The organism is Bacteroidia bacterium, assembly GCA_033391075.1.
Classification (GTDB): Bacteria; Bacteroidota; Bacteroidia; order J057; family J057; genus JAWPMV01.
The window spans coordinates 1,075,792-1,089,089 of the sequence record JAWPMV010000001.1; the positions used below are offsets into that span (position 1 = coordinate 1,075,792).

The window sequence follows — 13,298 nt, forward strand, 5'->3', positions numbered from 1 at the left end:
TTAGAAAAATATAAAAGAGGTGTGCTTACATCTTACGGCAAAAGGTCCATTTGGTTAAATGCACAATTTTTTTCCTTATAAAAGCCCTCTTGCTATCTATCAGAAGCTGGCCTGAGCTGTGGACAAAATATCCCATTCCTCCTGATCTATGGCATAAGGTTTGACTAAGTAACAATAGCTGTTAAAAGTGGTAAGTAATATTTAGAGAAAAATGTAACTTGGCCGCTACAATAAACGGGTATAATGATTCCTAAAGAAGTTTCGTCTTTGCTAAGACCTGTCGTCTTGAGCTTGCTATATATAATTAGTATCTCAGTAGCTCAAGCTGTACCCGTCCAATCCAGTATCAATATTGATTTTTTGGTCCCTCAAGCCGGGCAGGAAGAAATAAATATCCTGCAAACTTCTAATGGATTGATTTCTCACAGGAGAAACCTTGAGGCCGTTTATATTTCCCAGAAGTACGATATTCCTATTCAAAATGCTTATCCATTCCTGACCTTTACACCGGTCGGAGAGGTAGACAATTATCGCAAAGAAGGCTTTCATTTTAATGTCCGCTTTTCTTCGGATGGTAATAACTGGTCTAACTGGGAAGAAATTGGTCTCTTTCATGAAATTGATCCGGATGATACCCGCTATATCGGAGAGATGCTCTACCTCGATGGCAGTCAGCGCTTTTTCGAGTTTATGATTGTTTTGAGTAATGATGCGATTACGCTTCCTCCTATAAGGCTTCGAAGTCTTAAGCTTGATTTTTTCAATCCAAATGTGGGAAGTGCTCCGGGCGATTTTCAAAAGCCGGATGATGCGGGAAATCCATTGGCGAAGTTTAATGAAAGTGAGTGTGATTGTGCGCAGCCAGATTTTTCTGATAGGGTCGCCTGGAATTGCCCGGATGGGAATACCTTTTCAGGATCAGGTTCTCCGGTTATGACGGATGTAACGCATATGATCGTTCATCACTCTGCCGGACCTAATAATAGCAGTGATTGGGGAGCGGCAGTATTGGCCATCTGGAATTTGCATAAAAATACCAATGGCTGGGATGATATCGGTTATAACTGGCTGATCGATCCGAATGGAGTGATCTATGAAGGAAGAGGAGGTGGAAATAATGTCCGAGGGGCACATTTTTGTGGAAAAAATACGGGTACGATGGGCATTTGCTTCCTGGGAAATTTTGAAACAGCTACGCCAAGTCCTGAAGCTTTGGCAAGTTTGGAAGCTTTATTAGCCTGGAAAAGTTGTGATTCAGGCCTCGATCCTAAAGGCTCAGCTTTGCATGCTTCCAGTGGACTTACCTTACAAACGATATCTGGTCATAGAGATGGATGCAATACCCTTTGTCCGGGTGCCAATCTTTACCCTATGTTGGCCGCTCAGGTTCGAGATAATGCAGACTCTATTTTGACAGCCTGCACCATGGTTACTTCTGTAAATGACTTGGACCAAATTTCCGAACTAAACGTTTATCCCAATCCTAGCGAAGGAGACATCAATGTCAGCTGGACAGCTATACAAGCTGGTGAAGTCATGATGGAGGTTCTTAATTACCAGGGACAGGTATTCCTTCAGCGCGAATTGGATTTATTTCTCGGCAGCCAAAGTCTTCAACTGGATCTGCCCGAGCTGAGTTCAGGCATTTACCTTCTGCGATTCCGCAATAAAAAAGGAACGCTTACGCGCAAAATACTATTGCTGTAAGCGTCCGAGATTCTCTGTTTTAATTTTTGGAAGTCAGATAGAGGGATTACTCCTTCTTATCAGTATCTGTTTTCTTTTTAGGAGCAGCTTTTTTCCGGGCAGTTGTTTTCTTGGCTGCTGGTTTTTTTGCTGCCGGCTTTTTAGGAGCTGCTTTTTGGGGCTCCTTTGCTGCTTCTTTAAATTCTCCTTTGATCTGCTTTTTCATCGCAGCGAATTCCTGTGCGGAGATTACGCCTTTTTCCTTTAACTCACCCAATTCCTTGAGTTTTTGTAAAGCTACGGATTGATCATCCTTAGGAGCTGTAGCTGCTTCAGCAGCTTGTTTTATCTCAATCTCTACTTCTTTAACCTCATTTTCCATTTCCTCTTTCCACTCACTGGCTTTTTTCTTGCCCTCTTCATATCGCTCTTCATAGTATTTTTTCAAAACTTCCATATCGAGGTCCTGGAAATTGCCTCCTTCTGTGGCATGGCGATGGAAAACATCTCCCAATGCATAGGTTGCTGCACCAGAAAGAACTACCTGGCTGATGCCTCCTAAAATGGTACCGATGCCTGGAATGGCTTTAAAGAGCGATGAACCGATTCTGATCATCATATTTCCAGTCAAAGCTCCAACAAGAGCTTTACCTGAGCTTTCTGAATAATCTAGTTCATGAAGGTTTGCCAACTGCTTGAGCATATCTAATTGGATAGCGGTTACAGCAGCAAGGTCTAGTAGAGGAATAGGAATCACACTTCCTCCCATGGCATATAGCACGTGATTGCGGATGATTTCCTCAGCAAGTACGCTTTGAGGTATTTCTTCTTTAGTCGATTTATCGCTCATAATGTTCTTTTATAATTCTGATTGTTTAGAACCCATAGTATTCTTTCGATAAACAAAGGGCTTGGGTTACATTTTTGTCTGTTTAATGACACAATGTTTAGCAGGAGAGTTGGAAGAAAGGGACGATAAATCTTAAAAATAAATCCTGTTTATTTTCTGTAAAGGAGTTTTTTAAAAACACTGACATTGAAATAAAAGCCTTCTGCATCTATGTCATTAGGGGCTACATATAAATAATCAAAAGGCTGATCCTGGCTATTTTTTTTCCCTGTCACCCTCAGACCCATTAGGCGCATGAAATCATATTCATGAGGAACTGAAATTACGTGGATCGCATTTTCTTTACTCTGCCCATTTCCACTACTCATCAATACTTCCTGAATGAGCTTAATCCGAAATCCACATATGTATGACTTCCGAGGTCTATGGAGTTGTCGATAGATTTTTTCCTGATAAAGGAGCGCAGTTAAATCAAATGGATCTTTTGCCAAAGCAGAATCCGCATAGAGGAGAATTTTATTAAGCATCTTTTTGCTATAGTTCTGTTGTTTGGGAAGTTTATACAGGCTGTCAAGGTATTTTGATTGTTTATAAGGAGCATAGTTCTTATGCAGGGTATACCCATAGTAAAGGCATCTTTTCTCTTCCAGGCTCATTTTATTATCCGCATACTCATAGCGATCCATAAGTCTTGGATAATAAAATTTGCTAGCAGTATCAGCAATTTGTGCTTCGATTTTTTTATAGTCAGGAGAATTGAACATGCTTTCCTGGCCCTGAGCTACATAATCGGAAAGAAGAAGAGTGAGTAACAGGATAGTTGTTGATAATCTTTTGAGCAATATCATAGTCTTTGGGTTTAGTTCTTGAGTAGGAGTAAATGAAATGGCTAAATCCGAAAACTGATAATTGATTTCCCGCTAGTGAAGGAGGGAAATGGGACAAATCCGTAAATGTTTCTTTTTCAGAATTTTGATTGGTGTTCTGTGCAAATACTCCTTTAAAAACTTCATACTTGATCTCGAAAGTTTTTCTTAAACCCTTTTCCCTTTGTAGCGTTTTCCTAATTATGAAGTCCTTTATTCTTTCTATTGCCTTATTACTATTACTTCCAGCTTCTCATGAAATAGTTCCAGAGGATCGTATCAATGGAGTCAATTTTGTCGCTCCTTCCCGGGTGGTACATACAAATCCTATGGAACCTGTAGTTGATCTGGGAGCAGGTTGGATTTCCGTTATGCCCTATGCTTATAGCAACCGAAGGTCTCCGGGTGTCAGGCACAATACGCCTTGGCAATGGTGGGGAGAAAAAACAAGCGGAACGATTGCCACTATCAAGTTTGCTCAGGAGAAGGGTTTGAAGGTGATGCTCAAACCTCATATATGGGTAAGTGGTGAAGGTTGGGCCGGAGATTTTTACCTGGAAAGTGAAGCTGAATGGCAGGAATGGGAAAAGGAATATGAGGAGTACATTCTGCCCTTAGCAATCGAAGCAGAAAAGTTGGGTGTCGAAATGATCTGTATTGCTACAGAGTATCGCCAGATCGTGAGAAAACGTCCAACGTATTTCCCAAAACTCATTAAAAAGATCAGAAAGGTATATTCTGGTGAACTGACTTATGCAGCTAATTGGGATAATTTTGATCGGGTTACATTTTGGGATCAACTCGACTACATCGGGATCGATGCTTACTTCCCCCTTTCTGAGACAAAGAATGCCAGCCAGGATGTCCTCTGTCAGTCCTGGGCACCTCATAAAAAGCAAATTAAGGATGTGCAGAAAAAATATAAAAAGCCTGTGCTGTTTACTGAATATGGATACTGCTCAGTAGCCTATGGAGCCCGTCGTCCCTGGGAAGAAGGAGATTTGGGAGGACTAAGTATGGAAGCTCAATCAGAGGCCTATAAAGCGATTTATGAAACCTTCTGGCATGAAAGCTGGTTTGCGGGAGGATTTCTCTGGAAATGGTATGATTACCATGATAGAGTAGGAGGGGAGGGGAACCGAGACTTTACTCCTCAGAATAAACCGGTGATGGAGGTGATTAAGAAGTGGTTTAAGTAAAAGAGTGAAAGTGCAGACCTTAAGATCAGGGAGCAAGAATAAAAAAATGTCATCCTGGAATCTTTTAGATATCCGGGATGACATGTCTTTGTGAAGAAATTTACTCAGCTACTTTCGCTCCTTCAGGCATCTCAAACCTACTGTCCAAATGAGGCTCTTTGCTCAACTTCAAGTCTGTAAAATTGACCGTATTTCTTGGCTCCATTAGTTTTCCTTCTTCAACTTTAAACCAGCTGATGCTTTGGGGAAGCAGGATATCGCCTACTTTCGTCCAATTGTGGTAGCGGATTTTATTAAAATTTTTCTTACGCGCTTTTGAATAATAAGTAGCCGTATATCCCAACCAGGCCATTTGATAGGTCTCCGGATCATAGTATAAAATATATTCATCCAGATCACTTGCTCCAACTCCCTGATTATAGCTGATCTTTACGCCCGGATAAGACTTTCCTTCATACTCGAGGGCCTCGGCTTCTGAATAATTGATCCCTTCATCCCCCAATACAAAGGGCATGGCATAAAAGTAAAACATGAGATTATGGTAGAAGGTGGCATTTCCTTTATAATCTTCTCCGGCTTTCAACCAAATCTGCTCTCCGTCATAACCCATACTGAAATTCTTGCCATCTATACGGTCCTTTCTGTCCCAGAGATTGACATAATTCATTTCAATTTCATCTTCTTTTTCTATCCCAAAAGTCAGGGCTCCGTAGGACTTCCATGCGTCTATGCCTCCGTGTGCATCAAAAACCATTTGTAGTGCTTTTGGATACTCAGCCTGCCGGCTGTTTGTTTGCTTCATGGCCACACCTGTGAATAATAAGATAATCAGGCTGGCTAAAGAGATCTCTTTCATTGTCTAATGTTTTCTAAGTAAGTATTTATACTAGCTAAAATTCCTGTCCAAATCTCGGATAAAATTTGTTCTGCTCTCAAGGTTTCGGACAAATTCTGAAAATTCTTCGGCAAATTTCTTTGGGAAGCTTATCTTGAAATGACAGCAGGCAGACATTCCTGCTTTTACCTAAGCTCAATACATGGAAAGGAAAATCGCACTCATTACCGGATCAAATAGAGGGATCGGCCTGGAAATTCTCCGACAATTATGTGAAAAAGGCTACCATTGTATGCTGACAAGTCGTAAAGAAGAAGATGGGCGAAAGGCATTAGAAAGTCTGGGAGCCCTTGTCGAACACATTTCCTTTCAGCTTTTGGATGTAAATCAGGATGCAAGTGTGGCTAAAATGAAAGCTTTTGTCGAGGAAAAATTTGGGCGACTCGATGTCCTGGTCAACAATGCCGGCTGGAACTATGATGAAGGAAAGCTCGCCTCAACAGTGGACTTGCAATCTGTAATCGATACCCTCAATACCAATTTGATGGGACCCTGGCGCATGTGTCAGGCTTTTATTCCTCTTATGAAAAAAATGGGATACGGAAGGATTGTCAATGTTTCCAGTGGTTCTGGTTCCATCGATGAAATGAACAGCAATACGCCGGCATATGGAGTTTCGAAAACGGCCTTAAATGTGCTCACAATCAAACTGGCAGATGAGCTGAAGGGAAGTGGGATACTTGTCAATTCAGTTTGTCCGGGCTGGGTAAGAACAGAAATGGGCGGCATGAATGCTCCCAGAAGTGTAACCGAGGGTGCTGAAGGGATTGTATGGCTCGCAACTTTAGCTAAAGATGGTCCTAATGGGGGATTTTTCAGAGACAGACAACCGATTGCCTGGTAATACAGTCTTATTCTTTTAGCTTCTAATCTAATTCTCCATGAAATACCTGCTACTCATTACCATCCTCTTTTCTTTTGCCCTCTCTCAGGCCCAACAGAAGGTCGAAATCCTGACCGATGATCTGGATAATTTTTGGGTGGCTTATGATAAACTTCCGGATTGTGAGACGAAGGCAGATAGTATCAAAGCCTTTCAGGAACACTACATAGATAAAGGAACCGAAGGCCTGGTGGCTTTTATAAAAGTTCGTGATTTTACAGCTTCTGAATACTATCAGGTTGTAAAGAAGTTCCCAAAGTTTTGGGCGAGTGTGAGACCTCGTACAGAGGAGGTCAAAAAAATGAGGCCAGAGATCGAAAGGATTTACCAACAATATGCAGAGACCTATCCGGGCCATAAGGCACCAAAGATTTGTTTTGCGATAGGAACTCTTCGTACAGGAGGAACTACCTCCAAAGAATTTATGTTGATCGGAACGGAGATAGTCGCTTCGGATAAATATGTCGATAAATCAGAGCTGAACAATTGGCTACAGTCTGTGATGAAAGAAGAATCGGAAATCCTCGGCATCGTTTCCCATGAGTATGTCCACACCCAACAGCGCATCAATTTTGGCACCATCTGGGCAGGTTTAAACCACCGACTTCTTCTCATGTCTCTCATGGAAGGCAGCTGTGATTTTCTGGCTAAACACATTACCGGGGTCAGTATCAATCAGCATATCATAGATTATGGTGAGGCGCATGAGGCAGAGCTTTGGGAGGAATTTCAAAAGGAGATGTACACCAATAAGTTCGACAATTGGCTGTATCAGGGAAATAAAACTCCTAAAGGAGTGCCTGCAGATTTGGGCTATTATATGGGTTATAAAATTGCCCAGGCTTATTATGAACAGGCTGATAATAAAGAAAAGGCCCTCAAGGATATTTTACGTATCAAAGGCTATAAACGCCTCTTGAAAAAGAGTGGGTATGCAGATAAGGCGAAAAATTCTGGTTAATTGCCTCCTTTCATTTTAGGCACAGAGCTATCTGCTTTGTAATTTAGTGCGCAAATTTTTGTGCATGAATAGATACCTGCTTATCCTGAGTTTTTTACTGTTGCTGGCTTGTAAAAGTAGTGGCGACGCCAAGCCTACAACAATGAATAGCCGGGGCATGGAAGCTGCGGCCAAAGAGTTTGTTGTGGCTTATTATAATGTCGAAAATCTTTTCGATACAGATGATAATCCTGACAAGATTGATGAAGATTTTACGCCCGGAGGTAAATATGAGTGGGACCAAAAGAAATATGATCGCAAACTCTTCCAGATTGCAAAAGCCATTAGAAGCATCGGACCCAATGGACCCGATCTTTTGGGACTGGGAGAAGTAGAGAATGCGAAAGTGATTGAAGATTTGTTAAAGCAGGAACAACTTGCTGGCCGAAACTATAAATATGTTCATTATGAATCTCCGGACATGCGGGGAATAGATGTAGCTTTTGTATATGACAGCAAGTTATTTAAACTGTCAGATGATGAGGCCTATGAGATCTATTTCAAGCAAGAGCCAGATTATACTTCTCGAAAAGTCCTGCATGTTGAAGGCAAACTTAAAAACCAAAAGCTTCATGTAATAGTTAATCATTGGCCGTCAAGAAGAGGCGGACAGGAAGAATCGGAGTTCAGACGTCTGGCAGTGGCGGAGGAAGTACGAGGAGTGATTGACGATATTTATGCAAAGGACGAAGATTCACATGTGATTGTTATGGGAGATATGAATGATGATCCCTTCAATAAAAGCATTATAGAAACTTTGGGAGCAGTTGGGGAAATGGGTGAATTGGCAGAAAACGGCCTCTTTAATCCCATGAAAAATCTACACAATGCAGATAGCTATGGTAGCCTGACCTATAGAGGAAAATGGAACCTTTTCGACCAGATCATAATGAGTGAAGACTTATTGGATGAAAAAGGAAAATTGAAGTATGTGGAGGGATCGGCTAAGGTACATAATGTAGAATTGCTACAAGTAGGATTTGGAAGAGGCGCAAAATATCCCAGAAGAGCGATCTTCAGAGGAAAATTTGAGGGGGAAGGATATAGCGATCACTTCCCGGTTTACGTTAAATTGAAAATGAATTAAAGATTCGATAGATATGATCCTGATTATTTCTCCAGCCAAAAAGCTGGATTTCTCAGAGGAAACCCGATATACGCAAAACTATTCCATGCCTGCTCATTTAGAGGAGAGCCAGAAGCTTATCAACTCCCTGTCTCGAATGAGTAGGAAGAAGATCGGCCAACTCATGGATATCAGTCCGGCATTATCCGAACTGAACTTTGACCGCTATCAGAATTATCATACTCCCTTTACCCCAGACAATGCAAAGCAGGCATTGCTCAGTTTTAAGGGAGAAGTATACCTGAATATGGAGGTGGATAGCTACGAGGAGGCAGAATACGAGTATGCTCAAAAACATCTGCGAATCTTGAGTGGACTCTATGGTTTACTCAAGCCATTGGATTTGATTCAGCCTTACCGTTTGGAAATGGGCACCAAATTGAAAATCCGCAGGAAGAATAATCTTTATGAGTTCTGGGGAGAGAAGATTTTGGATGCGGTAAAAGAAGCTTTGGAAGAATCTGGCTCAAATATCCTCATCAATCTTGCCTCCAATGAATACTTCAAATCTGTAAAGGCAAAAGACCTGGATGCCCACATCATTACGCCTGTCTTCAAGGATAATAAAAACGGCCAATACAAAACCCTCTTCCTTTACGCCAAGCAAGCTCGCGGACAGATGAGCGACTTCGCCATCAAAGAAAAGGTGAGTGATCCCGAAGCTTTGAAAGACTTCAAAAGCATGGGCTATTCCTACAATGAGGAATTGACAGAGGGAGATACCTGGGTGTTTACGCGCTAGAGAAGTGTTCTCGTATTCTGGTGTCCTCGTGTTCTGGAGATAGTTAGGATGTGTTTTAGTGTTGTAGTACGGTAATTCTTTCAACCACAACACTAAAACACGATAACACCTCTTTTACCTTCCCATCAAGTAAAAGGAGTAGCCTAACTGTAACTGGCGAAAGCCTGTATTCCAATAGCCTTGTTGCCAGTTCCAGCGGTAACGGAAGAAAAGACGGCCATTTCCAGAAGAAGGAGGTTCATAGAAAGCGAGAAACTCAATTCTATGAAAAGGAATAGCTGCACGTTTACTTTGTCCATCAAGTGCAAATATTTCAAGATTCTGTACTTGTTGGAAAGCATTAGTACGTGCAAAAATACTTGTTGGCTGATAGCTCGTAATCAGTCTTAAACGTTCATCTACTCGTACTTCCCAGCTAAAACGCAGGAATGTTTCAAAAGTGTTAATACTAATATCATTGAATCGATCGCTGGCGACCGGAATTCCATTTGCTAATGTATAAATAGAATCTCGTACTGGGGTGATTCCGTAACGAAATCCTGCGTCTGTATAAACCGTGGATTTGAACGCTGGTGCATCAAAAACGAATAGATTAAGGTTTAATCCAGTTTCAAATATTTGGTATTGCTTTATATTTAAGGTGGACTGGTAAAGGAGGGGCCTATATTCTCCATTAACAATTCGGTCCCGACGGGCCAATTGTAAAAACCTCTCAGTTTCTTCAAATTTGGCAATAACAGCACTAGGCTCAACATATTGGAAAAGCCCAAAATTATGCTCTCTTCGAACCCCTTGATTTTCTTTGTCGTATTTTGGGAGTGGTTTTCTATAGGTAACTAATGGAAGTCTGCGAGCAAATTCTAACTGAATCAGGCCATTAGGTTCGCCTGCACTTAAGCCCGCGAAATCACTGAATGCATTTGCTTCGAATAGCTTATAAGTTGCACTTTTCTTCAACTCATAGCAGTTATCGTCCTTGAATGTTATTACCTGGTTTGCAGGACTATAATCTCTTCTATCCACTTCCAGTTTGGGTCGATACAGATTTAAGAAATCTTTAATGTAAATTTCATAATTCGGCACATCAAAATTCTGAGACCTTGAATACAGTTTCCTGCTTTTGAGATGATTGTAGTCTATTTTCCGAGAAAATCCGATAGGAGAAAGATTCTCTAATTTTAATTCCTTTGGATCTTTTGTACCGTTCTTGTCAACGATATGTCCATACACCTGAATGTTTTCGATATAGCCATCATTAAATTCAATTTCTGCATAGTCTATTTTTAAGCGCTGGTTTACCAAGTTTTTTTGAGCTTTTTTGACCCGATCATCCGCTTTTTCTATAGAGAGCGCTATTTTTTGCAAATTGAGTCTTAAGTTATCACACTTTCTCCTTAGAGATTCTGAATCCTCTATTTCGGCATTTTCCGAGTTTTCCAAACTCTCTTTTCTAATATTTGGATGCTCTCGATCTATTTGGAGTTCTAATCCACCTAGTGTGTCATCTAAATCATTCCATCTTTGATTTATTATATGATATTTATCGTATATAGATTTTGCTTTTCCTAGTAGATCAATTTGCGATTTAAGGTCTTTAAGCAAGTTCTCAGATGAGTCTTTCTTTTGTTGAACTTTGATTTGGTTACTTGTTATTTCTTCTTTTACACTTTCATCCTCCTCAGCTTTAAGCAAAGCATTGATTTTATCTAATTCTGTTTTCAGGGAATCATTTACAAATTCAGCTTGGGATTCTTTTTTTTCAAGAGAATCCTCGGTATCATTTATTTTTTCCTCTAAATCACTATCATCAAGCGGGAATTTATCTCCTCCTGTTGTATAGCTTATATTTAATAAATCAAACCTTATTTCTTTTCCTGGATTTTTTCCCTGGGTTGGCGATTTTTCGTCATTTTTTTTAACCAATAAGAAAAATTGATATGTCAAATATTCAAGACTATCTAAGCGTTGATCATTTTTCGAAGCTAATGCCTGAAATTGTTCTTTCTTTCTTGCATATTCAATGGCCTCTTCTAACTCATCAATTTTCCTTTGTTGTTTAATTTGCTTCTGTCTGAAGAAGGCTAGCTTCGATTTTTCATCAATTAAGATTCTATCTGCATCAGCCTCTTCTTTATTCTGCCTTTTTTCTTCCAAGCCTTTCATTATAGCACCCTTTCCGGATAAAGATCTTCCGTCTAGGGTATAAATCATGTTGTTTTTATTTATCCAGACTCCCTTTTTGAAGCTTGACTCTTTTGAAAGGTAGACCTTCAATACGGAATCCTTTAAAACCGCTGAGTCAATACTCTTGCCTTGGTTTTGGTCTAAAATTTCTTTTTCCAACAGTAACATGATTTGTTTCTTACCAATTGCTTTTTCATCCCTATATTCGTAGCGGAGTTTCCAATCCTTCTTTAAATCCTTGAATTCTCTTTTTAAGCTTCGTTTTACCAATTTTGATTTTGAAGAAGCAATGGTTCTCTGAATATCTATTTCTGATGTAAAGCATAAATCTCCTGCTTTAGGCTCCAGGGAAATAAATTGTACGGTACGTATGCTGCCAATAAAATAATTGTAAATCCTGTTTGCCTCTTGGAAAAATCTGTTCTCTATTTCTTGCTTTTGGGTGTCAAGGTTTTGTGCATCTTGAAAGTTCTTCTTTGTATCCAATTTGTCGCCTTTATAATTATCCAGGCGATCGTCTGAAATATCCTTAATCAATTCCTTGAAATTATGCTTGAAAGCAGAATAAAAACTCTCATGGGTTAGGGGTCTGAGTATAAATTTTTTCTCTTTTGTCTGATTATTTTGGGTGTTGTACAATTTAAATTCGTACGTGTTCCCACCTGATCCTGATTGAATAGCATCTATATATAGATATTCGATATCAAAAATATTCGTTGGAGGAAGTCGCTTTTGTGTTAATTTCTGTTTTTGACCTTCTGCCAGACTAATGCTTGCATTGTTATCCTGCGACCAAAGTGATAATGGCAGTATCATTAAGCATATATAAATAAATGATTTCATGAGTTTCGATTTAGGGCTGTGTGGGAATAAGGTGGAAAGACAGACGTATGGTAGAATCAAGGTTGCTGAGAATTTCTTTCGGGATGAAGAACAGTTCCAGACTGTCTTGTCTTTTAATGACTTTGTTTTTGGGAATATTATCAAAGCTCAGGCTGTCTCCTAAATTCTCTACTTTGGCCTTGGCACTAAGTTGACCACCTTCATTTATAAAGCCTGAAATGTGATTAAGGGGACTTCCGGAAATAGCGTTGAACGAAAATCTGCCTGCCCAATTTATGTATCCTTTTACAGTTCCAAAGCCGACTTTACTGGTATCACCTTTTGAAATCCCTTCCAGAAAATATTCTCCCCGGTAGGTACCTCCAAGTGAAATACTAGAGATTCCCTCAGCCTTCAATAGCTGTACTTCTATCTGATTCTTTCTCAACACCTCAAATATGTTTTGTGTCAGAAACAATGAGTCTGAAACGGCTCCCTTGTCTAAATTTGGTAGTGTTTCCCTATTTTCTATTAGTAGATTTGAGGGCTTGAAATTGGAATCTGAGTAAATGTTGATGAAGAATTGAATATTTGCTAAATCTGCACCACTAAGATTGCTGAGTTTTACTGAGCTGGTTGCTTCATCGGCACTTAATGTATTGTTAGGGATGATGCTTTGCCTGAAAATAAATTCAAGCTTTCCGGGTATACTCTTCCGGATTTCAATCGGGGAAGGATCAGATACTTCATATAGGTTTTCCGCACCATCCGTACATGCGAAGAGGATTACACCCAATAAAATTGGGAGAACCAAAAAGCGTTTCATAGACGTTTTTTAATGTTTGTGAAAAATTACATCCAAATAGTGGGAAGGAGGACGGATTGTCCTGAGCTTTTGTGGAGAGTAATTCGAATCTATATAAAAGAGAATAAAATTGCTAACATATCCTGGATTTTATTCGTCTTTCTATTTTTTTTTAGATGTGCTAACATTACCATTTTTGAAAAGTTTCCATAAATAAGTTCATTGTCATTCGCACCTTTA

11 protein-coding genes are annotated in these 13,298 nt (G+C 40.0%); 6 read left to right on the plus strand and 5 right to left on the minus strand.

Annotated features, from left to right (window positions below):
- Positions 1-243 precede the first annotated feature (243 nt).
- Positions 244-1,707, plus strand: a complete 1,464-nt coding sequence (locus R8P61_04240; GenBank protein MDW3646252.1) for an N-acetylmuramoyl-L-alanine amidase — start codon at positions 244-246, stop codon at positions 1,705-1,707.
- Between the two features lie 46 nt (positions 1,708-1,753).
- Here the strand turns inward: R8P61_04240 and R8P61_04245 are convergent, their stop codons facing one another.
- On the minus strand, positions 1,754-2,536 hold the full coding sequence (locus tag R8P61_04245) for a DUF697 domain-containing protein (protein MDW3646253.1): 783 nt from the start codon (positions 2,534-2,536) through the stop codon (positions 1,754-1,756).
- 149 nt (positions 2,537-2,685) lie between these two features.
- Positions 2,686-3,384 (minus strand): DUF4919 domain-containing protein, encoded by a 699-nt coding sequence (locus R8P61_04250; GenBank protein ID MDW3646254.1) that lies wholly within the window; start codon positions 3,382-3,384, stop codon positions 2,686-2,688.
- 221 nt (positions 3,385-3,605) lie between these two features.
- On the opposite strand from R8P61_04250, the gene R8P61_04255 reads away from it, so the two are divergent.
- Positions 3,606-4,601, plus strand: a complete 996-nt coding sequence (locus R8P61_04255; protein MDW3646255.1) for a hypothetical protein — start codon at positions 3,606-3,608, stop codon at positions 4,599-4,601.
- A 100-nt stretch (positions 4,602-4,701) separates the two neighbouring features.
- On the opposite strand, the gene R8P61_04260 is transcribed toward R8P61_04255, so the two are convergent.
- Positions 4,702-5,457, minus strand: a complete 756-nt coding sequence (locus R8P61_04260) for a DUF6503 family protein (GenBank protein ID MDW3646256.1) — start codon at positions 5,455-5,457, stop codon at positions 4,702-4,704.
- 181 nt (positions 5,458-5,638) lie between these two features.
- On the opposite strand from R8P61_04260, the gene R8P61_04265 reads away from it, so the two are divergent.
- The 4 genes from R8P61_04265 (at position 5,639) to yaaA (ending at position 9,247) form a co-directional block, all read left to right on the plus strand.
- On the plus strand, positions 5,639-6,340 hold the full coding sequence (locus R8P61_04265; protein ID MDW3646257.1) for an SDR family oxidoreductase: 702 nt from the start codon (positions 5,639-5,641) through the stop codon (positions 6,338-6,340).
- Positions 6,341-6,377: 37 nt separating this feature from the next.
- On the plus strand, positions 6,378-7,340 hold the full coding sequence (locus R8P61_04270; protein ID MDW3646258.1) for a DUF2268 domain-containing putative Zn-dependent protease: 963 nt from the start codon (positions 6,378-6,380) through the stop codon (positions 7,338-7,340).
- A gap of 64 nt (positions 7,341-7,404) precedes the next feature.
- Positions 7,405-8,466: a hypothetical protein gene (locus R8P61_04275; protein MDW3646259.1), complete on the plus strand. Its 1,062-nt coding sequence runs from the start codon at positions 7,405-7,407 to the stop codon at positions 8,464-8,466.
- A gap of 13 nt (positions 8,467-8,479) precedes the next feature.
- Complete coding sequence (yaaA, locus tag R8P61_04280) at positions 8,480-9,247, plus strand: peroxide stress protein YaaA (GenBank protein ID MDW3646260.1); 768 nt, start codon at positions 8,480-8,482, stop codon at positions 9,245-9,247.
- A gap of 114 nt (positions 9,248-9,361) precedes the next feature.
- On the opposite strand, the gene R8P61_04285 is transcribed toward yaaA, so the two are convergent.
- A complete protein-coding gene (locus R8P61_04285; protein ID MDW3646261.1) occupies positions 9,362-12,274 on the minus strand; it encodes a hypothetical protein in 2,913 nt (970 codons plus the stop codon).
- Positions 12,275-12,284: 10 nt separating this feature from the next.
- The gene (locus R8P61_04290; GenBank protein MDW3646262.1) at positions 12,285-13,079 is read right to left on the minus strand and encodes a hypothetical protein; all 795 of its coding nucleotides are present in this window, start codon (positions 13,077-13,079) and stop codon (positions 12,285-12,287) included.
- Positions 13,080-13,298: the final 219 nt, after the last annotated feature.